This is a genomic window from Caldimonas taiwanensis NBRC 104434 (assembly GCF_001592165.1).
In the GTDB taxonomy this organism is placed as follows: Bacteria; Pseudomonadota; Gammaproteobacteria; order Burkholderiales; family Burkholderiaceae_C; genus Caldimonas; species Caldimonas manganoxidans.
In genome coordinates, this window is record NZ_BCWK01000009.1 from 36,248 (window position 1) to 56,762 (window position 20,515).

General features: G+C 65.4%; 19 protein-coding genes and 3 tRNA genes. 6 read left to right on the plus strand and 16 right to left on the minus strand.

Going from position 1 to position 20,515, the window contains the following annotated elements; all coding sequences use genetic code 11:
- Positions 1-48 precede the first annotated feature (48 nt).
- Positions 49-1,170 (plus strand): NlpB/DapX family lipoprotein, encoded by a 1,122-nt coding sequence (gene bamC / locus CTA01S_RS09450; RefSeq protein WP_062194894.1) that lies wholly within the window; start codon positions 49-51, stop codon positions 1,168-1,170.
- A 156-nt stretch (positions 1,171-1,326) separates the two neighbouring features.
- Here bamC and CTA01S_RS09455 read toward each other — a convergent pair whose 3' ends face one another.
- From CTA01S_RS09455 to CTA01S_RS09465, 3 genes are all read right to left on the minus strand, one after another.
- Positions 1,327-1,545, minus strand: coding sequence for a hypothetical protein (locus tag CTA01S_RS09455; protein WP_062194898.1), 219 nt, complete (start codon positions 1,543-1,545; stop codon positions 1,327-1,329).
- 150 nt (positions 1,546-1,695) lie between these two features.
- Complete coding sequence (locus CTA01S_RS09460) at positions 1,696-2,196, minus strand: hypothetical protein (protein WP_157451340.1); 501 nt, start codon at positions 2,194-2,196, stop codon at positions 1,696-1,698.
- A gap of 27 nt (positions 2,197-2,223) precedes the next feature.
- Positions 2,224-3,357 carry a JmjC domain-containing protein gene (locus CTA01S_RS09465; RefSeq protein WP_062195084.1) on the minus strand — a complete coding sequence of 378 codons (1,134 nt, stop codon included), beginning with the start codon at positions 3,355-3,357 and terminating at the stop codon, positions 2,224-2,226.
- A gap of 25 nt (positions 3,358-3,382) precedes the next feature.
- Between CTA01S_RS09465 and CTA01S_RS09470 the strand changes: the two genes are divergently transcribed.
- Positions 3,383-3,904, plus strand: a complete 522-nt coding sequence (locus CTA01S_RS09470; RefSeq protein WP_026329970.1) for an FKBP-type peptidyl-prolyl cis-trans isomerase — start codon at positions 3,383-3,385, stop codon at positions 3,902-3,904.
- Between the two features lie 42 nt (positions 3,905-3,946).
- Here CTA01S_RS09470 and dut read toward each other — a convergent pair whose 3' ends face one another.
- The 4 genes from dut to CTA01S_RS09490 form a co-directional block, all read right to left on the minus strand.
- A complete protein-coding gene (gene dut, locus CTA01S_RS09475) occupies positions 3,947-4,396 on the minus strand; it encodes a dUTP diphosphatase (RefSeq protein WP_062194905.1) in 450 nt (149 codons plus the stop codon).
- Entirely contained in the window at positions 4,393-5,643 is a 1,251-nt protein-coding gene (gene coaBC, locus CTA01S_RS09480; RefSeq protein WP_232301037.1) for a bifunctional phosphopantothenoylcysteine decarboxylase/phosphopantothenate--cysteine ligase CoaBC, read from the minus strand. The genes dut and coaBC overlap by 4 nt, the downstream gene beginning before the upstream one ends.
- Positions 5,633-6,727: a transglutaminase-like domain-containing protein gene (locus CTA01S_RS09485; RefSeq protein ID WP_156824515.1), complete on the minus strand. Its 1,095-nt coding sequence runs from the start codon at positions 6,725-6,727 to the stop codon at positions 5,633-5,635. Before CTA01S_RS09485 ends, coaBC begins: the two co-directional genes overlap by 11 nt.
- A gap of 69 nt (positions 6,728-6,796) precedes the next feature.
- Positions 6,797-7,360 carry a TlpA disulfide reductase family protein gene (locus CTA01S_RS09490; RefSeq protein ID WP_062194909.1) on the minus strand — a complete coding sequence of 188 codons (564 nt, stop codon included), beginning with the start codon at positions 7,358-7,360 and terminating at the stop codon, positions 6,797-6,799.
- A gap of 153 nt (positions 7,361-7,513) precedes the next feature.
- On the opposite strand from CTA01S_RS09490, the gene CTA01S_RS09495 reads away from it, so the two are divergent.
- The 3 genes from CTA01S_RS09495 to CTA01S_RS09505 are packed head-to-tail and all read left to right on the plus strand — an operon-like array spanning position 7,514 to position 10,455.
- Positions 7,514-8,074, plus strand: a complete 561-nt coding sequence (locus CTA01S_RS09495; RefSeq protein ID WP_198150846.1) for a GbsR/MarR family transcriptional regulator — start codon at positions 7,514-7,516, stop codon at positions 8,072-8,074.
- Positions 8,075-8,101: 27 nt separating this feature from the next.
- A complete protein-coding gene (locus CTA01S_RS09500; protein WP_062194912.1) occupies positions 8,102-9,460 on the plus strand; it encodes a cytochrome ubiquinol oxidase subunit I in 1,359 nt (452 codons plus the stop codon).
- Positions 9,460-10,455, plus strand: coding sequence for a cytochrome d ubiquinol oxidase subunit II (locus CTA01S_RS09505; RefSeq protein WP_019559677.1), 996 nt, complete (start codon positions 9,460-9,462; stop codon positions 10,453-10,455). Before CTA01S_RS09500 ends, CTA01S_RS09505 begins: the two co-directional genes overlap by 1 nt.
- A gap of 9 nt (positions 10,456-10,464) precedes the next feature.
- Here CTA01S_RS09505 and CTA01S_RS09510 read toward each other — a convergent pair whose 3' ends face one another.
- Entirely contained in the window at positions 10,465-11,076 is a 612-nt protein-coding gene (locus CTA01S_RS09510; RefSeq protein ID WP_157451341.1) for an NMCC_0638 family (lipo)protein, read from the minus strand.
- A gap of 26 nt (positions 11,077-11,102) precedes the next feature.
- Complete coding sequence (gene alaS, locus CTA01S_RS09515) at positions 11,103-13,730, minus strand: alanine--tRNA ligase (RefSeq protein ID WP_062194918.1); 2,628 nt, start codon at positions 13,728-13,730, stop codon at positions 11,103-11,105.
- A gap of 230 nt (positions 13,731-13,960) precedes the next feature.
- On the opposite strand from alaS, the gene CTA01S_RS09520 reads away from it, so the two are divergent.
- Positions 13,961-15,439 (plus strand): NAD-dependent succinate-semialdehyde dehydrogenase, encoded by a 1,479-nt coding sequence (locus CTA01S_RS09520; RefSeq protein WP_019559674.1) that lies wholly within the window; start codon positions 13,961-13,963, stop codon positions 15,437-15,439.
- A gap of 62 nt (positions 15,440-15,501) precedes the next feature.
- On the opposite strand, the gene CTA01S_RS09525 is transcribed toward CTA01S_RS09520, so the two are convergent.
- From CTA01S_RS09525 to CTA01S_RS09555, 7 genes are all read right to left on the minus strand, one after another.
- Positions 15,502-15,575: transfer RNA gene (locus CTA01S_RS09525), tRNA-Gly, on the minus strand.
- A gap of 82 nt (positions 15,576-15,657) precedes the next feature.
- Positions 15,658-15,733, minus strand: a tRNA-His gene (locus CTA01S_RS09530).
- A gap of 64 nt (positions 15,734-15,797) precedes the next feature.
- Positions 15,798-17,672 carry a SurA N-terminal domain-containing protein gene (locus tag CTA01S_RS09535; protein ID WP_062194920.1) on the minus strand — a complete coding sequence of 625 codons (1,875 nt, stop codon included), beginning with the start codon at positions 17,670-17,672 and terminating at the stop codon, positions 15,798-15,800.
- 184 nt (positions 17,673-17,856) lie between these two features.
- Positions 17,857-17,932 (minus strand) — tRNA-Val (locus tag CTA01S_RS09540).
- A 29-nt stretch (positions 17,933-17,961) separates the two neighbouring features.
- Positions 17,962-18,234, minus strand: coding sequence for an HU family DNA-binding protein (locus CTA01S_RS09545; RefSeq protein ID WP_019559672.1), 273 nt, complete (start codon positions 18,232-18,234; stop codon positions 17,962-17,964).
- Positions 18,235-18,473: 239 nt separating this feature from the next.
- Positions 18,474-19,586, minus strand: a complete 1,113-nt coding sequence (locus CTA01S_RS09550) for a tartrate dehydrogenase (protein WP_062194923.1) — start codon at positions 19,584-19,586, stop codon at positions 18,474-18,476.
- Positions 19,583-20,467, minus strand: a complete 885-nt coding sequence (locus tag CTA01S_RS09555; RefSeq protein ID WP_062194926.1) for an alpha/beta fold hydrolase — start codon at positions 20,465-20,467, stop codon at positions 19,583-19,585. The genes CTA01S_RS09550 and CTA01S_RS09555 overlap by 4 nt, the downstream gene beginning before the upstream one ends.
- Between the last annotated feature and the right edge of the window lie 48 nt (positions 20,468-20,515).

Here is a 20,515-nt window from a genome sequence, read left to right on the forward strand (position 1 = left end):
GACGAGGCCGGCGGCATTCCACGGTCTCGTCTTCAGCGCTTACGGAGAATGCCTTTGCAGAAACTGCCCCTGTCCCGGCCCATCGTGGCTGCCTGCGCCTTGGCCCTGGCCGGCTGCTCGTCGGTGTCCAATGTCCTGTCGGGAGACAAGGTTGATTACCGCAGTGGCAGCACCATGCGTGAAAGCACGCTGGATGTGCCCCCGGATCTGACCCAGCTCTCGAGAGATTCACGCTACCTGCCCTCTGGCGGCAGCATCAGTGCGGCCAGTTACCAAAGCGCGCGCGCATCGTCCGGTGCCACGGTCACGGTGGCTCCGAACCAGCTGGGGACGGCCCGCATCGAGCGCGCCGGCAATCAACGCTGGCTCGTGGTGGACATGCCGCCGGAACAACTCTGGCCCAAGCTGCGCAGCTTCTGGCAAGAGCTGGGCCTGACGCTCACGCTGGACTCGCCCGAAGCCGGCGTGATGGAAACCGAGTGGGCCGAAAACCGCGCCAAGCTGCCCAACGACATCATCCGACGCACGCTGGGTCGCGTGCTGGACTCTCTGTACTCCACCGGCGAAGTCGATCGCTACCGCACCCGCGTGGAACGCACCGCGCAAGGCGGCAGCGAAATCTACATCAGCCACCGGGGCATGGAAGAAGTGTATGTCGACCAGCGCCAAGAAATCACGCGCTGGCAGCCTCGTCCAGCCGACCCCGAGCTGGAAGCCGTGATGCTGACGCGGTTGCTCACCCACTTGGGCCAATCCCCCGAGCAGGCACGAACCCTCCACGAGCAGGCCCGCCAAGCGCCCGCCCGTGCCCGCGTGGTCGAACAAGGCGGCACCATCGGTGTGCAAATCGACGATGGCTTCGATCGCGCCTGGCGCCGCCTGGGCCTGTCGCTGGACCGCAGCGGCTTCACCGTCGAAGACCGCGACCGCGCCCGTGGCCTGTATTTCGTGCGCTATGTGCCGCCCCGCCCCCCGCAACCCGAGCCCGGTTTGCTGGGACGGATGTTCGGGCGCGGCAACGACGAGACGCCCTCGCCTCAGCGTTACCGCATCGCCCTGCAATCCGAGGGCGATCGCAGCTTGGTACTCGTGCAAAACGAGCAAGGTGAGCCCGATCGCAGCCAGACGGCCCGGCGCATCGTGAACCTGCTGGCCGAAGACCTCCGATAACCCCGCCAGCCTGAAAAACCCTTGAAATATTTGTCACCAATATATTCAAGGGTTTGTTGGTTTGTGACTTGGCATCCCGATTTACCGATCGAGAATCGCCCCACCAGTAAAAAGGCCGCCCGCAGGCGGCCTTTTTGTTTGCAGGCGTCGAAACGCTCACTGCGAAGCAGCGGGCGAAGCAGCGTCGGCCGCCGGCGCAGCCGCGTCGGACGCGGCTTCGGCCACCGGCGAAGCGGCTTCGGCAGGAGCGGGAGCGGGAGCCGGAGCGGGCGCGGCAGCAGGGGCCTCGGCAGCAGGCGCCGGCTCTTCCTTCTTGCCGCAAGCGGCCAGGGCGACGGCAGCGACGATGGAAGCCAACACGAGCGACTTGTTCATTGCACTTTCCTCGAAAGGTTCAGGTGATGAGTGATCTGGGCTGGTTGCAACCGCCGGGTTTCAACTTGTAAAAGAGTTTGAATCCAAGCCTGACCCTGCGGCGGTTTGATTAGAGCAAACCATCAAACATTATATAGGGTTTGCACTTAATCACAAACCCAGGGTGGTCACCGGAAAGTCTGGGATGCCCCAGCGGGCCAGTTCGCGCACGCGGTCTTGCATGCGCAGCAGCTCGGCCGGGGTGGTGTCCACGAAGCCCCGGTAGCGCCGAGGATCGACCAGGCGCACGGCCTGCAAGCCGGGGGCAAACCAAAAGCATGGCACTTGCGAGGGCTCGACCTGCGGCAACGCCAGGCAGTCCACCACATGCCCCCAATGACGCCGCCAAGCGACCCATCGCGCATGGCGCCGAGGCACTTCGTCGAAGCGGCTGGCCAGCAGGGTCAGTCGCCGATGGGCGCAGGCCCAGCGCGTGAGGGACTGCACCACGGCGCGCTCGCCCAGCGGCCAGTCCGCGTAGTCCACATCGCACAGCCAGATCTCGCGGCACCCCACGTCGGCGGCCCGCTCGAATGCCTCGGCGATCGCCCGATGGAAATCGGCACGGCTGGCCATGGGTGCCACGGGGGTGGCGGTGCGGGGAGTCTCCATGGATCGGTCCTCGCCTCAGCTCAGCGCTCAGGTCGACGCTGGGCCCAGCGGATGCAGCCAACCATCCTCGGCCCACTGCATGAGCAGCGCCTTGGCCTCATCGCTGGCCAAGCGCCAGGCCGCAGCATCCAGTTCGCGACGATCGGCCAAGCGACGCATCAACCGCGCGTCGGCCCCTGCGGCGCGAAAAGCCTCGCCATTGATGAAGACATGGTGCCGGTCATACAGCATCCGGGTGCGCCGGTCCAGCCTCAGCCCCTGAGAGAGATCGCCCCCCGGGCCCGGCTCGAACCACACGCCTTGCTTGGGTTCACTCAAGTATTCACCCAAGGCGCATTCCAGCGCCCGGCGATCGCGCAACAGCGATTGCACCGCCTGCACCGCGAAGTCTTGCAGAGCTTGCGGCATGCGTGCCGGGGTGGCCGTGGCCGGCTGCTGCGGATCACGATAGAGCACGCCGTCGGACTCCGTCTCACGGCCTTCCAGTTCGCGCACGAGCACCTCACGCAGCAATTCCTCACGGCGGGGGGCCCGAAAGCCGATCGACGCGGTCATGCACTCGCCCTCGGCCACACCATCGTGCGCCCAGCGTGGCGGCAGGTAGAGCATGTCGCCCGGCTCCAGCACATGTTCCTCCTCGGCACGAAAGTTCGCCAGGATCCGCAGCGGCACGCCCTCCAGCAAGCGGTCATCGGCCAGTCGGCCGATGCGCCAACGCCGGCGTCCATGCACCTGCAGCAAGAACACGTCGTACGAATCGAAATGCGGCCCGACCCCGCCGCCATCGCTGGCATACGAGATCATCAAATCGTCCAAGCGCGCATCCGGCACGAAGCGAAACGCCTGCAGCAGCCGGTGGGCGCCCTCATGGTGCAAATCGACCCCCTGCACCAGCAAGGTCCAGTCAGACCGCGACAGCGGCGGCAGCGCCCGGCGTGACATCGGGCCCTGCCGCAGCTGCCAGCCGCGCTCGGTGCGGCGCACCAGGCGGGACTCGACATCGGGGCGCGCGGCCAATGCGAAGAGTTGATCGCGCGTGGGCAAATCGGGACGATGATGCAAGGCCTGGCGCACCAGCAAAGGTCGCTTGTGCCAGTATCGGCGCATGAAGGTCTCGGGGCTGAGGCCAGCGAGCAAAGAGTGGGGGCGAGAAATCTGCATGGCCGCCATTGTGCGATCATTACGCATGCGCATCACCTCTCCCTGCGTCGTCAGCCTGACCTGGCGACTCGAAGACACTCTGGGCCATCTCATCGACGAGCTGTCCGAGCCCGTGGAGTTTTTCTACGGCGGCGACGATCTCTTGGCCAAGGTCGAAGAAGTGCTCGAAGGGCAGGAAGTCGGCTTCGAGACCAAGTTGCATCTGGAGCCGGAGCATGCCTTCGGAGAATACGACGCCTCGTTGGTGTTCTTCGAAGATCGCAAGCTCTTTTCCGAGCACATCGAGCCGGGCATGCAGTTCGACGGCCTGCCCGAAGGCATCACCACCCGCGACATGCCTGCCGACCGCATCTACACGGTCACCGAGGTTTATGACAGCCATGTGGTGCTGGACGGCAACCATCCCTTGGCCGGGATGGCGCTGCGCTTGGCACTGAAGGTGCGTGGCGTGCGCGAAGCCACCGAGGCGGAAATCGAAAACCGCAGCGTCGGCCAGCCGGTGCTCAGCGTGCTGAGCAGCCCGCCCAGCGGTTCCACCTTGCACTGACGGTCAGCGCGGTGCTGCCTTCGGCGGCCTGCTCGGGTCGCCTCAATGCCGGCCCGTCGAGCCAAAACCGCCCTTGCCGCGGTGCGAGGCCTCGAAATCCTCGACCCGCTCGAAGCGGGCCTGCACCACCGGCACGATGACCAATTGCGCAATGCGCTCCATCGGCTGCACCGTGAAGGTCTCGTGTCCGCGGTTCCAGCAGCTCACCATGAGCTGCCCCTGGTAGTCCGAATCGATCAAGCCCACCAGATTGCCCAGCACGATGCCGTGCTTGTGACCCAATCCCGAGCGTGGCAGGATCAGCGCGGCCAAGCCCGGATCCCCGAGATGGATGGCCAAACCCGTGGGGATGAGCTCGGTCTGCCCCGGCTCCAGGACCAGCGGGCCCTCCAGACAGGCCCGCAGATCCAGCCCGGCACTGCCGGGCGTGGCGTAGCTGGGCAGGTGCTCGGCCATGCGGGCGTCGAGCACTTTCAAAGCAATGGTCGTCATGAGTGATGCTTGGACAATCGTTGGGCGATTTCGCGCACCAGCAGGCGCGCCAACACGAGCTTGTCGACGCGACGGCCGTCCTCGGGCAAAGGCCGCTCACCCTGCGCATCGACCAACAACACGGCATTGTCATCGCAGCCGAACGTGCTCGGGCCAAGATTGGCCACGAGCAACGGCACTGCCTTGCGCTGACGCTTGGTGCGGGCATGCTCGGCCAGTTTCTCGCTTTCGGCCGCAAAGCCCACACAGTACGGGGCATGAGGCAGGCGCGCGACGCTGGCCAAAATGTCAGGGTTTTCGACGAAGCTCAACACCGGGCACTGGCCCGAACCGTCTTTCTTGAGCTTGTGTTCGGCCGCGGTGGCTGGCCGCCAGTCGGCCACCGCCGCGGTGGCGATGAACACGTCCTGCGCGGCCACCACCGACATCACGGCCTCGAACATCTGCACGGCGCTGCGCACATCGATACGGCGCACGCCACGCGGAGTGCCCAAGGCCACGGGGCCAGCCACCAGGGTGACCTCGGCGCCGGCCTCGCGGGCCGCCCTGGCCAGCGCGAACCCCATCTTGCCACTGGACAAATTGGTGACGCCGCGCACCGGGTCGATGGCCTCGAAGGTCGGCCCGGCCGTGATCAGCACCCGCTGGCCCTGCAGCACCTTGGGCTCGAAGAAGGCGACGATCTCCTCGAACAGCTCCTCGGCCTCCAGCATGCGGCCATCGCCGATCTCTCCGCAGGCTTGATCGCCATGCCCCGGCCCCAACAAGACGGCGCCGTCGGCCACCACTTGGGCCACGTTGCGCTGCGTGGCCGGGTGCGACCACATCTCGCGGTTCATCGCCGGGGCCAGCAGCAGCGGACAAGGCCGCTCGCCCACGGCCCAGGGCCGCGCCAAGCACATCAGACTGATGAGATCATCGGCCCGGCCCTGCGCCAGCGCGGCGATGCAGTCGGCGCTGGCCGGAGCGATCACGATGGCATCCACCCCTCGGGTCAGGTTGATGTGCGCCATGTGGTTGGGCTCGCGCGCATCCCAAGGACTGGTCACCACCGGCTGACCCGACAATGCCTGCATCGTCATCGCCGTGATGAAGCGCTCGGCCGCCTCGCTCATCACGACCTGCACCGAGGCGCCTGCCTTGACCAGCAGGCGCACGAGCTCGGCGCTCTTGTAGCAGGCCACTCCGCCGGACAAGGCCAGCACCAGCTTGCGGCCCTGCAGGGCCAACCAAGGATCAGAGTTCACGGGCAAAGATGCTGTACTTGAAGCGATCGGGATCGAGCGGATCGTAACGCCCCGAAGCATGTTCGGCCTGCGGATACATCAGAAAGGCCAGGCGCGGGCCCTGCGAGCCGGGCAAAGCCAGGTCATGCGCCATGTTGTATGCCATCCAGTTGCCCTCCCAGCCTCCGAACAGACCCGCGTAAACCGGCGCAACGAGCGGATCACGCGGGTCGCGGATCCAGCGCGACGACTCCTGCCGCATGACCTTGCCCACGTCGGCCGGATCCATCGCCACCCAGCCATGCTCGCGCAGGAACACCTCGGCGCGGCAGTGCTGAGCCGACTTCAACTGGGCGGAGTTGGCACCGAGCTCCCGGTAACCAAATGCCGAGGGCGCCAGCCGGATGCCGTACACATCGCGCGCCGGCACCCCGACGGCACGGCACAACCCCACGAACAAGGCATTGATGTCGCCACACTTGCCACCGAAGTTGCCCGTCTCCAGCATGGCCTTGATGTCGCCGACGCCGCAGCCGCGCACCTGCGGCTCGCGATAAGTGGAATGCACCACCCAATCGTAGATGCGTCGCACCTTGTCGACATCCCCACGCGCGCTGCCAATGATGCGCCGCGCGGTGTCACGCACGATGCCATCGGTCGGCAACAAATCGGTCGGTTGCAGCCAAAACCGCAATGTGGCCGGGTCTACGGCCACCGACACGGGACGCTGCCAGTCCACGGCCCGATCCCGCGTGAGCACCACGCTGCTGACCTCGATCGACGGTGCGGACGCCGATGCCTCGAAGCGGGCCATGAGCATGCGCGCACCGTAGCGCTCGTCGGCCACGATGCGCGCCTCGGCCGCTGTGCCACGCCACTGATGGCCCAACACTTGTTGATAGTCCGACTGCACCGATGGCAGCGGCACCCACACCTGCGCCGCCCCCACGGGCTGCTGAAGTTCCACCCGCGTGGTGACTTCGAAGCGGCGCCAATCCCCCGGCACCGGCTCGAAGCGACGTGCCTGCGCATGAGGCGCACGCAGCAGGCCCAAACCGAGCGCCGATGCCCCCAAGCCTTGCAACACGCGACGGCGATGCCACACCCCACCTTGCTTCACAGCCGACCTCTCCCAAAGAAACGCTGACAAAACCCAATTTGCGACGATGCCGAATTATCGGCCGGACCTCAGCAAGGGCTCGATCAATTCGCGCGCCTGAGGCCCCGTCCAGTTCCACTCGCCCATGACGCTCCAACGCGGCTGGCCCGAACGGTCCACGATCACCGTGGTGGGCAGCACACGGGCCGTCCAGGCTTTGGCCGCTTGGCCATCACGGTCCATCAAGACCGGCAAGGCCTGCGGAATCTCGCCGAAAACCAGGTCCAAAAAGGATCGCACCTTGGCTTCGCTTTCCTGGTAGTTCACGGCCAGCACCACCAGGCCCTGATCGGCCCGACTTTCGGCCAGGCGCAACAAGGCCGGCATCTCCGAGACGCAAGGCTCGCACCAACTGGCCCAAAAGTTCAGCAGCACGACCTGGCCGCGCCAATCGGCCAAGCGGCGCACGCCTCCCTCCAAAGCAGGCAAAGCCAGCGGCGGCGTGGAAGGCCGCCCCGTCCAAGGACGCACCCAGGCCCGCGGCGCCGCCCATGCCGCCGGACTCAGCAGCCCCCAGGCCGCAGCCGCCCGCAGGCACGTGCGGCGAGACATCGGGACCAACCCGTCGGCAACCGTCATCGCAGACATCCAGCCAAGACACAGACCGGCCCGGATTATCCGCAGCCTCGCCCATACCCGATGCCGGGCCTCGGAATTTTCTAGATTTCAGAAATTTCTGAAATTTCAGGCTACACTCGCTTGACCTGCATCAACCCTCGGGCCCGCTTTGCCATGAACAGCATGACTCCATTGGTGCGCAGCTTCGTTGCTCATTTCGGCGAGATGGGCAGCCGCTGGGGCATCAACCGTACCGTGGGGCAGATCTACGCGTTGCTGTTCGTCTCGCCGCGACCGCTCAACGCGGAGGAAATCGCCGAGCGCTTGGAGTTCTCGCGCTCGAATGTCAGCATGGGCTTGAAGGAACTACAAGCCTGGCGACTGGTCAAGCTCAAGCACTTCGCCGGCGATCGACGCGACTACTACGAAGCGCCCACGGACGCCTGGGAGATCTTCCGCACGCTGGCCGAGGAACGTCGGCGCCGTGAAATCGAGCCCACGCTGTCCATGCTGCGCAACGCCTTGCTGGAACACCCCACACAGGAGGAAGACCGCATCGCCCAAGAACGCATGAAAGGCATGCACGACTTGATCGAACTGATCACCACCTGGTTCGACGACGTGCAACGCCTGGACGCCCAGACCCTGGCCCAGCTGATGAAGATGGGCTCGCGCGTGGGCAAACTGCTCGAGTACACCGGCAAGCTGCGTGCGCAAGGCGCCTTGCCCCGCTGATCGTCGACCTTCAGTCCCCCCACCACCATGGATGCCCTGCTTCTGGCCCGACTGCAATTCGCAGCCAACATCACCTTCCATATCCTGTTTCCCACCATCACCATCGCCTTGTGCTGGGTGCTGCTGTTTTTCCGCTGGCGCTGGCTGCGCACGCAGGATGCAGCCTGGCTCGGTGCCTACCGTTTCTGGACCAAAGTGTTCGCGCTGAGCTTCGCGCTCGGGGTGGTCTCGGGCATCACGATGAGCTTCCAGTTTGGCACCAACTGGCCGGGCTTCATGGAACGCGTGGGCAACATTGCCGGCCCGTTGCTGGGCTATGAGGTGCTCACAGCGTTCTTTCTCGAAGCCACGTTTCTGGGCGTGATGCTCTTCGGTCACGGCAAGGTGAGCGAACGAGTGCATTTGCTGGCCACGTTCCTGGTGGCGCTGGGCACGACGATGAGCGCTTTCTGGATCCTCAGCCTCAACTCGTGGATGCAGACCCCCGCGGGCTACCAAATCATCGACGGCGAATTCCACGCGGTCGATTGGGCGCGCGTGGTCTTCAACCCGTCTTTCCCCTATCGCCTGACCCACATGCTGCTGGCCTCCGGGCTGACGGTGGCCTTCTTGCTGGCCGGCTTGAGCGCCTGGCAAGTGCTCAAGGGCAAAACCAATGTCTCGACCCCGAAAGTGATGCGCACCGGTCTGACGCTTGGAGCCGTGCTCATTCCACTGCAAATCCTCGTGGGCGACTTGCATGGCCTCAACACGCTGCAACACCAGCCACAGAAGATCGCCGCCATCGAAGGGGTGTGGAACACCGAACGCGGCGCGCCCCTGCTGCTGTTTGCCTGGCCCGACGAGGCCACCCGCAGCAACCGCTACGAACTGGGCATTCCCAAGGGCGCCAGCCTCATCCTCACGCATGAGCTCGACGGTGAGATCCGTGGCCTCAACGAGTTCGTCGACTCGCATCCGCCGGTGGCACCGCTGTTTTTCGGCTTTCGCATCATGGTGGGCACGGGGATGCTGATGCTGCTGGCCAGTTGGGTGGGCTGGTGGATGCTGCGCCGGCGCGGCTGGGCGCCGGAGCGACTGCCGCGTGGCCTGCTGTGGGGTCTGACGGCGATGAGCTTTTCTGGCTGGGTGGCCACCGTGGCCGGTTGGTACGTCACCGAGATCGGCCGTCAGCCCTACATCGTGCAAGGCCTGCTGCGCACGGCCGACGTGGCCTCCGCCACGCCCGCGCCGATGATCGCACTGACCCTGGCTGCTTACATCACGGTCTACTTGGCCTTGATCGTGGCCTATGTCGGCGTGATCGCCCACATGGCCAGCAAACCCATCGACGCCCCGGTGCGCTACGCCAGCACCGGCCCTGCTCAACCCGTGGAGGCCCGCTGATGAGCTTCGACGCGACTTTGCCCCTGATTTTCATGGCCGTGATGGGCTTGGCCATGCTCGCCTATGTCGTGCTGGACGGATTCGACCTCGGCGTGGGCATGTTGATGCATCGGGCCACGCCCGAGCAAAAGGATGTGATGGTGTCGTCCATCGGCCCGTTCTGGGACGCCAACGAAACCTGGCTGGTGCTGGGCGTGGGCATTTTGCTGATCGCCTTTCCCAAGGCGCATGGCATCGTGCTGACGGCCCTGTACTTGCCGGTGGCCGTGATGCTCATCGGCCTGATCCTGCGCGGCGTGGCCTTCGACTTCCGCGTCAAAGCCCAGGACGAGCACAAACCGCTGTGGAACCGAGCCTTTTTCGTCGGCTCGATGATGGCCTCGCTGGCCCAAGGCTGGATGCTGGGTCGCTACATCACCGGCTTTGCCCAAGGCTGGCAGTACACGGTGTTTGCCGCAGCCATCGCGGTGGCGCTGGCCACGGCTTACGTGCTGCTGGGGGCCACTTGGCTGGTGATGAAAACCGACGGAGCGCTGCAAGCCCGCGCCGCCGGCTGGGCCCGGCTGGCCTGGCTGCCAGTGGTGCTGGGCATGGGGCTGATCTCTTTGGCCACGCCCATCGTGAGCGAAACCGTACGCGCGCGCTGGTTCACGATGCCCGGATTCATCGCGCTGCTGCCCATTCCCTTGGTGACCGCCGCCGCGCTGGTCACGCTGCGCGTCTTGTTGAACTCCCCCCGCATCCTGGGCCGCCTGTGCTGGGTGCCGTTCGCGTTGGTGGTGGCCGTCTTCGTGCTGGGATTCTTCGGCCTGGCCTACAGCCTCTATCCCTATGTGGTGATGGACCGCCTCACGATCTGGGAGGCCGCCAGCGCCCCAGCTTCGCTCAAGGTCATTCTCTTGGGCACGGCACTCACCGTGCCCGCCATCATCGGCTACACGGTGTTCGCCTACCGGGTGTTTTGGGGCAAAGCGCGCGAGTTGACCTACGCCTGAGCCCCGCCCTCAGTGCCGCGGCCAACCGTCGGGGTCGGTCGCGGACTCGACGGCGGGCCGCCGCCACAGTTGGAACACCTGCGCCGCAGGCCCATCGGTCAGGGTGGCGACCAAGCCCAGGCCCAGCTCCTGCGTGCCGCCCACACGGCGATATCGAGCCTGCCATTGCCGCCGCCACACCCCGGCACGCTCGACGTAACGCTCGAACTGCACCTGCACGCGCGCACCGCTGCCACTGAGCCGGGTGACGGCCTGCTGCCAGGCCAGGTACACCGCCGGCCCGATGCTGCGCTCAGCCCACACGGTGCAGGCCCCATCCATCGTGGTGGCCAGCATCACCGTGGCATCCGGGCTGCGCAGCACGGCACCCGCGCGGCCGCCCAACAAGACGCCCACTTCGGGAATGCTGGGATCAAGCGGGTCGAAGCCTTGGGTGAGGGCCCAGTCCATCACGGCCACGGGCTCACCTTCATGGACCACACAGGCCTCGACGAACCAGCGCACCACCTCGGCGGGCTGGGCCTCGCGCAAGCCCAGCATGTCGCGGGCCCACCCGATCGCGGGCATCCACACGGCAAACACCACCGCGGCCATCGCCGCACGTGGCATCCACAGAGCCATGGCACAACGCCCACTGCTGGGGCCGCTCAGACCCGCTCGGCCACCCAGGCAGGCACCGAGGCCAAGGCTTGCGGCAGCTTGCTCACATCGCTGCCACCGGCCATGGCCAAATCGGGCTTGCCCCCGCCTTTGCCCCCCACCTGCTGAGCCACGAAGTTGACCAAGTCGCCGGCTTTGAGCTTGGCCGTGTTGTCGCTCGTCACCCCTGCGGCCAGCTGCACCTTGCCACCATCGACGGCGGCCAGCACGATCGCGGCGGTCTTGAGCTTGTCCTTGAGCTTGTCCATGGTCTCGCGCAGGGTCTTGGCGTCTGCGCCGTCCAAGGTGGCTGCCAACACGCGGATGCCTTTGACGTCCACGGCCTTGGCCATCAGCTCATCGCCTTGCACCGAGGCCAGCTTGCCCTTGAGTGCGGCCAGCTCTTTTTCGAGCGAACGCACCTGCTCCAGCACCTGGGCCACCCGCTGCGGCACATCCGATGGCGTGGCTTTGAGCACGCCGGCCAGTTGACCGACCGTGGACTCCAAGCCTTGCACGTAAGCCAGCGCGTTCTCACCGGTCACCGCTTCCACACGGCGCACCCCAGCGGCCACACCGCTTTCGGACACGATCTTGAACAAGCCGATGTCGCCGGTGCGCGCCACATGGGTGCCCCCACACAGCTCGCGACTGCTGCCGATGTCCAGCACGCGCACCTGAGCGCCGTACTTTTCACCGAACAGCATCACCGCCCCGAGCTTTTGCGCTTCTTCGATCGGCATGATGCGCGCCTGGGTGTCGGCATTGGCGAGGATCTCGGCATTGACCAGCGCTTCGATGCGCTGGATCTGCTCAGGCGTCAGCGGCGCATGGTGGGAAAAGTCGAAGCGCGTGCGCTCGGCATTGACCAACGAGCCCTTTTGCTGCACATGCTCGCCCAGCACCTCGCGCAAAGCTTTGTGCATCAAGTGGGTGGCGCTGTGGTTGCGCATCGTGCGAGCGCGGCGCTCGGCATCCACCCGGGCATCGATCATGTCGCCCACCCGGATCTCGCCTTCCACCACACGGCCGTGATGGCCAAAGACATCGGCCTGGATTTTCTGCGTGTCTTCCACGAGGAAACGCGCCGTCTTGTTGCGCAGCTCCCCCGTGTCGCCCACCTGCCCCCCCGATTCGGCATAGAACGGCGTGTGATCGAGCACGATCACCGCATCGTCACCGGCACGGGCGCTGTCCACCGAGGTGCCATCCACATAGACCGCCGTGACCCGAGCCCCCTCGTGCACCAACCGCTCGTAGCCGTGAAACGTGGTCGGCGCGCCGCGGTATTCCAGGCCGGCGGCCATCTTGAACTTGCCCGCCGCGCGGGCCTGTTCGCGCTGGCGCGCCATGGCCGCCTCGAAGCCGGCCGCATCCACCGTCACCCCCCGCTCTCGGCACACGTCGGCCGTCAGATCGAGCGGAAAGCCGTAGGTGTCGTGCAGCTTGAACGCCAGTTCGCCATCGACTTGCCGGGCACCGCCGGCCAGCGCCGCCTCGAGGATCTCCATCCCGTGCGCAATGGTTTGGAAGAAGCGCTCCTCCTCCTGCTTGAGCACCTCGGTGATGCGAGCCTGGTGCTGACGCAGCTCGGGGTAGGCGTCGCCCATTTGCTGCACCACGGCGGCAACGATCCGGTGAAAGAATGGCACCCGCGCGCCAAGCTTGTAGCCATGCCGGATGGCCCGCCGGGCGATACGGCGCAGCACGTAGCCACGGCCTTCGTTGCCGGGAATCACGCCATCGGCCACCATGAAGGCGCAGGCGCGGATGTGGTCGGCGATCACCTTCAGCGACGGGCTGCCTTTGTCGCAATCGCCCGCGCCGGCCGCATCCACCGCCTGCTTGGCCGCCGCCAGCAGGGCCACGAAGAGATCGATCTCGTAATTCGAGTGCACCCCCTGCAGCACCGCCGCGATGCGCTCCAGCCCCATGCCGGTATCCACGCTGGGCTTGGGCAGCGGGTGCATCTGACCGTCTTCCGTGCGATTGAACTGCATGAAGACGTTGTTCCATATTTCGATGTAGCGGTCGCCGTCCTCGTCAGGGCTGCCCGGCGGGCCGCCCGGGATGCCTTCGCCGTGGTCGTAAAAAATCTCGGTGCAGGGACCGCAAGGCCCCGTGTCGCCCATCATCCAGAAGTTGTCCGAGGCGTAGCGCGCGCCCTTGTTGTCGCCGATGCGCACGATGCGCTCGGCCGGCACGCCCACGTCCTTGTGCCAGATGTCATAGGCCTCGTCATCTTCGGCGTAGACGGTGACCCACAGCTTGGACGGCGGCAATTTGAAGTGCTCGGTCAGCAGCTCCCAGGCGTACCTGATCGCATCGCGCTTGAAATAGTCCCCAAAGCTGAAATTGCCCAACATCTCGAAGAAGGTGTGGTGGCGCGCGGTGTAGCCCACGTTCTCGAGATCGTTGTGCTTGCCGCCGGCGCGGATGCACTTTTGCGCCGTGGCCGCTCGGGAATACGGCCGCTTGTCGAAGCCCAGGAACACGTCCTTGAACTGGTTCATCCCGGCGTTGGTGAACAGCAGCGTCGGGTCGTCTGCGGGCACCACGGGACTGGACGGCACCACGGTGTGTCCTTTGGACTCGAAAAACTTCAAGAAGGTTCGGCGGATCTCGGCGGCTTTCATCCGGGGCTTTCTGGGCAGGCTGCTAGGACGGCTCCTCAAGCGCAAGGTCAGCCAGGCGACCCTGTAAATGCTTGATTTGGCGAAGTTTTCGATTATAGAAAGGCCGCTGCCGACTTGCGCCGCCGCGCCGCAGCGCCACTGGGGCCGTCACGGTCACGCAGGTGTCAGCAGGCCCGCCGCCGCCCGCCTATGATGAACCCCAGCCTTTATTGACGTGAGGACATGCCTTCATGGAGACCACCCGCTCGCCGCTTGCCGCGCTCAAAGACCCTCGCTTGCTCAAGACCGATGCCTTGATCGACGGCCAATGGGTGCCCGGCACCGCTCGCTTTGCCGTGCATGATCCGGCCACCGGCCAGCCACTGGCCGAGGTCGCCAACTTGGGCGCCTCCGACGCCGCAGCGGCCATCGCCGCGGCCCATGCCGCCTGGCCGGCTTGGCGCGCCCAGACCGCCAAACAGCGCGCCGCCGTGCTGATGAAATGGTTCCAGCTGCTCCACGAGCATGCCGAGGACTTGGCCCGCATCATGACGGCCGAACAGGGCAAGCCCTTGGCCGAAGCCCGCGGTGAGGTGCTCTATGCCGCCAGTTTCGTGGAATGGTTCGCCGAGGAAGCCCGACGCGTCTACGGCGAGACCATCCCCACCACCGACCCCACCAAGCGCTATTGGGTGCTCAAACAGCCCATCGGCGTGTGCGCGGCCATCACGCCTTGGAACTTCCCCATCGCGATGATCACCCGCAAGGTGGCCCCGGCCCTGGCCGCGGGCTGTCCGGTGGTCATCAAGCCGGCCGAACAAACGCCGCTGTCGGCGCTGGCCGCAGCCGAACTGGCCCAGCGCGCCGGCATGCCGCCGGGCGTGCTCAATGTCGTCACTGGCGACAGCGCCCAGTCCATCGAGATCGGCAAGGTGCTGTGCACCAGCGAAGTCGTGCGCCACCTGTCCTTCACCGGCTCGACCGAGGTGGGACGCATCCTGATGCAGCAATGCGCGTCGACGGTCAAGAAGCTATCGCTGGAGCTGGGCGGCAATGCACCGTTCATCGTCTTCGACGATGCCGACCTGGACAGCGCCGTCGAAGGCGCCGTGGCCAGCAAATACCGCAACGCAGGCCAAACCTGCGTGTGCGCCAACCGGCTGTATGTGCAGGATGGCGTGTATGAAAGCTTCGTCGCCAAGCTGGCCGACAAGGTGCGCGGCCTCAAACTGGGCTCGGGCTTCGAGCCGGGGGTGCACATCGGCCCGCTGATCGACGAGTCGGCGTTGGCCAAGGTGGAAGCCCATGTGGCCGACGCCTGCGCCAAAGGCGCGCGCGTGCTCACCGGCGGCCAGCGTGTGGGCCAACGCTTCTTTGCCCCCACCGTGCTGGCCGATGTGACACCCGAGATGCGCTGCTCGCAAGAAGAAACGTTTGGCCCGGTGGCACCGGTGCTTCGCTTCAAGACCGAAGACGAGGTCGTCGCGCTGGCCAACGCCACGGAATATGGTTTGGCGAGCTACTTCTACAGCCGCGACATCGGCCGCATCGTCCGGGTGGCCGAGGCATTGGAATATGGCATGGTGGGCATCAACACCGGGCTGATCTCGGTGGCCGAAGTCCCCTTCGGCGGCGTCAAGCAGTCGGGCCTGGGCCGTGAGGGCTCGCACCATGGCATCGACGAATACCTGGAGGTCAAGTACTTGTGCCTGGGCGACCTGCACCGGTGAGGTCGCGACCGAACCGATGGGCTACAAAGGAAAAGGGCCGCTGAGGCGGCCCTTGAATCCGGTGGAGCGGGTGAAGGGAATCGAACCCTCGTATCAAGCTTGGGAAGCTGGCGTTCTACCATTGAACTACACCCGCCTCGAACGCTGCGTATTATGACAGCGCATGGCTCCAAGGACAAAGGCCCCCGATTCCTCGAAGGCCTTTGACTCTCAGAACTTGGGGTGGCTGATGGGACTCGAACCCACGACGACCAGAATCACAATCTGGGACTCTACCAACTGAGCTACAGCCACCAAAGAGTCTGAAATTATAAGCTCGAAATCGCGGCCCCGTCCAGCCGCCTCGGCTTGAACGTTCTCAACGCGAGACCGTCTGGACTTTGACCTTGAAACGTTCCTTGAGCGAGGCGTAGTAAGCCTGCGCTTCGGCAGCCCCCCAGGCATCGATGTACTGTGCCTTGAGCGGTTCACCCGCTGGCGATGGATCGCGCCCCAGCACCTTGTTGACCCGAACGACGGCATAGCCCTCGTCGCCCAGATCCACGCCGACCCAGGCCGGCAACGCATCGGCCGCAGCGGCCAAGGCCGCACGCAGCACCCGCGAGGGCAAGCCAGCGGCGTTCAGCCGAGAGACGGTCTTGGGTGCCTCCAAGCTGGCCGACTCGGGAGATGCCTTCCAAGCCGCCAATTTGGCCTGGCCTTCTTGATGCGCCAGCTCGGCGGCCTTGCGGGCCACCACGCGCTCGCGCACCCGGTCGCGCACCTCCTCCAGCGGCAAGGTGCGCGCCGGCGAGTGTTCGACGATGCGGGCCGAGACCAGCTGGCCTGGGCCCACCTCGATGGCCTGGGTGTTGCGTTTGCTGGCAATGCTGTCTGCGCTGAACAAGGCCTCGAGCAGGCGCGCGTTGCTCAGAGGACCTTCGGTGCCGCTGGCCGGCTGACGCTGGACACGCTCGGCCTTGCGCACCTGCAACCCCAAGGCAGTGGCCGCGGGCTGGAGGCTGTCGGGCTGTTCGTACACCAGATTGCTGAACTGCTCGGCCACCTCGGCAAAGCGGGTCTGCGCGAGCTGGCTGCGCACGGCATCCTCGATCTCGGCGCGCACCGCTTCGAAGGGCTTGCGCTGACCGCCGCGCACTTCGGTCAGGCGGATGATGTGGAAGCCGAAATCGGTCTCCACCAGCTCACTGAGCTGACCCGGCTTGAGTGCATAGACCGCGTCTTCGAAAGGCTTGACCATCGCACCGCGGCCGAAAAAGCCCAGATCCCCCCCTTGTGCCGCAGAGCCCGGGTCCTGCGAGTGCTGGCGCGCCATATCGGCGAAGGCTTCGGGGCGGGCCTTGAGCTGGTCCAACAACTCCTGGGCCTGAGCACGGGCCTGCTCGCGCGAGACACCTTCGGTCTTGATGAGAATGTGGCTCGCGCGACGTTCTTCGGGAGTGGAGTAGCGCGAGATGTTTTCCTCGTAGTACTTGCGCAGGTCCTCGTCGGAGACGGTCAGCCCGCGCTTGACGGCCTCGAGGTCGAGCACGAGGTATTCCACCGTGGCGAATTCAGGCGATTGGAATTGGGAGGCGTGGGCCGGGTCTTCGTAGTACGCCTGCAACTCCTCGTCGGTGGGTTGGACGCGTGCGCTGAAGTCCTTGGCGGCAAACAGCTTCCACTGCACTTCGCGCGCTTGCAAGAAGGCGTCCAGGGCCTGATCGCGCGCGGTCGTCCCGGCGACGGCGCTGACCGCCACCGGGCCGATCACCTGCCGCAGCGACAGGTCGCGGCGCAAGGTCTCGGCGAATTGCTCGGAACTCATGCCCTGGGCACTCAGGATGTCTTGGTTGACCGTGCCATCGGACCGACGCAGGAATTCGAACTGCGGATCGGTGCGGAAAATGCGGCGCACCCGCTCGTCGCCCGTGACCAGGTGCTGCTGATCGGCCGCCAAGGCCAGCACCCGCTCACGCACCAGGGACTCCAGCGTGCTTTGCTTCATGGCCGGGGTGTCGAACATCGCGATGTCCACGCCGGGCATTTGCTGACGCACGCGCTCGATCGAGCGGCGATGCGCTTCATCGAGCTCGGACTGGGTGATTTCCAGCCGACCCACTTGCGCGACGACTTGGCGACCTTCGCGAAATCGGGTGTAGCCGTCTAGCCCGAAGAAGACAAAGGACGGGATGATCAGCAGCAACAACACCAGAAACAAGACGCGAGAGTTGTTGCGGATGGCATCGAACATCGGACAGACCTCGTGAGTGGGCGGCCAGCGCGCCGCCAAAGGATGAACCGCCCGCAAAGACGACAAAGGCGAACCTCGGTTCGCCTTGGGAGTCCTGTCGGTGGATCCGGAGCCGCGCGCCGTGGGCTTCACGGCACGGGAAGCCTCATTTTAGCGCAGCCCCGGGATGAAACCGGATGAACCGTGGTGGGTGCTGAGGGGTTCGAACCCCCGACCTACGCCTTGTAAGGGCGCCGCTCTACCAACTGAGCTAAGCACCCGGGGTGAAAAAGAAGAAACGCCGCCGGTGTCAGTTCAGAGCGTCTTTCAAAGCCTTGCCAGGACGGAACTTCGGCACTTTGGCCGCCTTGATTTTGATGGTAGCCCCGGTGCGCGGATTGCGCCCGGTGCGAGCGGCACGCTTGGTCACGGCAAAAGTGCCGAATCCGACCAGCGAGACGGTCCCGCCCTTTTTCAGGGTGGTCCGCACACCACCGATCATGGCTTCCAGGGCACGGCTGGCCGCGGCCTTGGAGATGTCGGCTTGCTTGGCGATGTGCTCGATGAGTTCAGTCTTGTTCACGAAAACCCCCTCTCAAGGTGTCTCACACGAAAGATATGGATCCCGGCGCCGCGATTGCGCATGACGCTGTGATGGTGGATTGGGCGACTGCAAACGCTGCGCGTTCATTACAGCGACGGCCCTCCAGCGTGTCAAGCGCGGAAGCGGATTCTATGCGCTTTGCCGTTGCTTCACGAATGAAAGATCCGCGTGAAATCTCGTCTTGACAAGGGGTTGTGCGCCTAACGCCCACGTCGGGCTCAGACCTCGCGCAAGGCTTGCTCCACGGCTCGGCCGAGGTCCTCGGTGCGGGCCGTTCCTCCGAGGTCTGGGGTGCGGGGCGCGCCGCTGGAGGGCTCGAGCACGCGCTCGATGGCCCTCAGGATCGCATCGTGCGCCCCGCGGTGACCGAGGAAATCGAGCATCATCGCCGCCGACCAGATCTGCCCGATGGGGTTGGCGATACGACGCCCAGCGATGTCTGGCGCCGAGCCATGCACCGGCTCGAACAGTGAGGGAAAGCGCCGCTCGGGATTGAGGTTGGCCGAAGGCGCGATGCCGATCGTGCCGGTGCAGGCGGGCCCCAGGTCGCTGAGGATGTCGCCGAACAGGTTGCTGGCCACCACCACGTCGAACTGCTCGGGCCGCTGAACGAAATGGGCCGTCAGGATGTCGATGTGGAACTTGTCCACGCTCACATCGGGATACCGACGGCTCATGGCCTCGACCCGTTCGTCCCAATAGGGCATCGTGATGGCGATGCCGTTGGACTTGGTGGCCGAGGTCAGTTTGCGACGCGGACGCGACTGCGCCAGCTCGAACGCAAATTTCAGCACACGATCCACACCGATGCGGCTCATGACGGTTTCCTGGATCACGATCTCGCGCTCGGTGCCTTCGTACATGCGCCCCCCCACCGACGAGTATTCGCCCTCGGTGTTTTCGCGCACGATCATCATGTCGATCTCGCCGGCGGCCCGCGGGCTGCCATCGCGGCGCACCAGCGGTGAGCGGATGCCGGGCATCAGCCGAGCCGGTCGCAGATTGATGTACTGATCGAACTCCCGACGGAATTTCAGCAACGAACCCCACAGAGAGACATGGTCGGGGATTTTCTGGGGCCAGCCCACCGCACCGAAGAAGATCGCGTCGTGCCCGCCGATGCGGTCCTTCCAATCGTCGGGCAGCATCTTGCCGTGGCGCTCGTAGTAGTCCCAGCTCGAAAAATCAAACTCATCGACTTCCAAGGCAATGCCAAAACGCCGTGCGGCCGCATCCAGCACGCGCAGCCCTTCGGGCATGACTTCCTTGCCGATACCATCGCCGGCGATCACGGCGATGCGGGCTTTGCTCGCGGTCGATGGGGGTGTCATTCGTTCTCCTTGAAAAAATGCAGGGCCTCGCGCAGCACCTCGTCCGGGCATTCTTCGGCCAGGTAGTGTCCGGCCTCCAACGCCCGCCCATCGACGTGCTCGGCCACCTCGCGCCACAAGCGCAACACGTCGAAGCATCGCCCCACGGTGCCGTGGCGCCCCCACAGCACTCGCAGCGGCTGGGCCAAGCGCCGCCCCGCCGCACGGTCTTGGCGGTCATGCTCCAGGTCGATGCTGGCCGAGGCGCGATAGTCCTCGCACACATTGGCCGCCGAGCCCGGGCGCTGCATGGCACGTTCGTAAGCCGCCAAAGCTTGCGGCGCAAACAACGACAAGCCGCCAGTGCGCTGCCCCATCACTTGACGCACATAAAAACCCGGGTCGGCCTCGATCATGCGTTCGGGCAGCGGCGCAGGCTGGATCAAGAAAAACCAGTGCCAATACGCTTGGGCAAAGGCACGCGTCGTGCCCTCATACATCGCCAGCGTCGGCGCGATGTCCAACAGCATCAGTCGGCGCACACGATCAGGGTGGTCCAGGGCCAGTCGGTGCGCCACGCGCGCGCCCCGATCATGCGCCAGCACGTCAAAGCAGCGCTGACCGAAATGCGCCATCACCTCCACCACGTCTTGCGCCATGGCGCGCTTGCTGTGCCACAGGTGCTGGGGATGCGCCGGCAAGCGCGATGAATCGCCATAGCCTCGCAAATCCAGCGCAAACACACTGAACTCGCGAGCCAGCGTGTCGGCCACTCGATGCCACATCACATGGGTCTGGGGGTGCCCATGCAACAGCACCAGCGTGGGCCCGGCCCCGGCATGCCACACCGCGATGCGCGCCCCGGATGTCGTGACTTCGCAATGACTGTAGCCGTCGAACATGCCGCGCATTGTGGGGCCGCGACACCGGCCCCACAAGAAACGATGAGG

What these genes read in the sequence shown, in the direction of transcription:
- bamC (WP_062194894.1), top strand. Translation starts at nt 49, where the DNA reads ATGCCTTTGCAGAAACTGCCCCTGTCCCGGCCCATCGTGGCTGCCTGC.
- CTA01S_RS09455 (WP_062194898.1), bottom strand. Translation starts at nt 1,545, where the DNA reads ATGAACAAGTCGCTCGTGTTGGCTTCCATCGTCGCTGCCGTCGCCCTG.
- CTA01S_RS09460 (WP_157451340.1), bottom strand. Translation starts at nt 2,196, where the DNA reads ATGGAGACTCCCCGCACCGCCACCCCCGTGGCACCCATGGCCAGCCGT.
- CTA01S_RS09465 (WP_062195084.1), bottom strand. Translation starts at nt 3,357, where the DNA reads ATGCAGATTTCTCGCCCCCACTCTTTGCTCGCTGGCCTCAGCCCCGAG.
- CTA01S_RS09470 (WP_026329970.1), top strand. Translation starts at nt 3,383, where the DNA reads ATGCGCATCACCTCTCCCTGCGTCGTCAGCCTGACCTGGCGACTCGAA.
- dut (WP_062194905.1), bottom strand. Translation starts at nt 4,396, where the DNA reads ATGACGACCATTGCTTTGAAAGTGCTCGACGCCCGCATGGCCGAGCAC.
- CTA01S_RS09490 (WP_062194909.1), bottom strand. Translation starts at nt 7,360, where the DNA reads ATGACGGTTGCCGACGGGTTGGTCCCGATGTCTCGCCGCACGTGCCTG.
- CTA01S_RS09495 (WP_198150846.1), top strand. Translation starts at nt 7,514, where the DNA reads ATGAACAGCATGACTCCATTGGTGCGCAGCTTCGTTGCTCATTTCGGC.
- CTA01S_RS09500 (WP_062194912.1), top strand. Translation starts at nt 8,102, where the DNA reads ATGGATGCCCTGCTTCTGGCCCGACTGCAATTCGCAGCCAACATCACC.
- CTA01S_RS09505 (WP_019559677.1), top strand. Translation starts at nt 9,460, where the DNA reads ATGAGCTTCGACGCGACTTTGCCCCTGATTTTCATGGCCGTGATGGGC.
- CTA01S_RS09510 (WP_157451341.1), bottom strand. Translation starts at nt 11,076, where the DNA reads ATGGCTCTGTGGATGCCACGTGCGGCGATGGCCGCGGTGGTGTTTGCC.
- alaS (WP_062194918.1), bottom strand. Translation starts at nt 13,730, where the DNA reads ATGAAAGCCGCCGAGATCCGCCGAACCTTCTTGAAGTTTTTCGAGTCC.
- CTA01S_RS09520 (WP_019559674.1), top strand. Translation starts at nt 13,961, where the DNA reads ATGGAGACCACCCGCTCGCCGCTTGCCGCGCTCAAAGACCCTCGCTTG.
- CTA01S_RS09535 (WP_062194920.1), bottom strand. Translation starts at nt 17,672, where the DNA reads ATGTTCGATGCCATCCGCAACAACTCTCGCGTCTTGTTTCTGGTGTTG.
- CTA01S_RS09550 (WP_062194923.1), bottom strand. Translation starts at nt 19,586, where the DNA reads ATGACACCCCCATCGACCGCGAGCAAAGCCCGCATCGCCGTGATCGCC.
- CTA01S_RS09555 (WP_062194926.1), bottom strand. Translation starts at nt 20,467, where the DNA reads ATGTTCGACGGCTACAGTCATTGCGAAGTCACGACATCCGGGGCGCGC.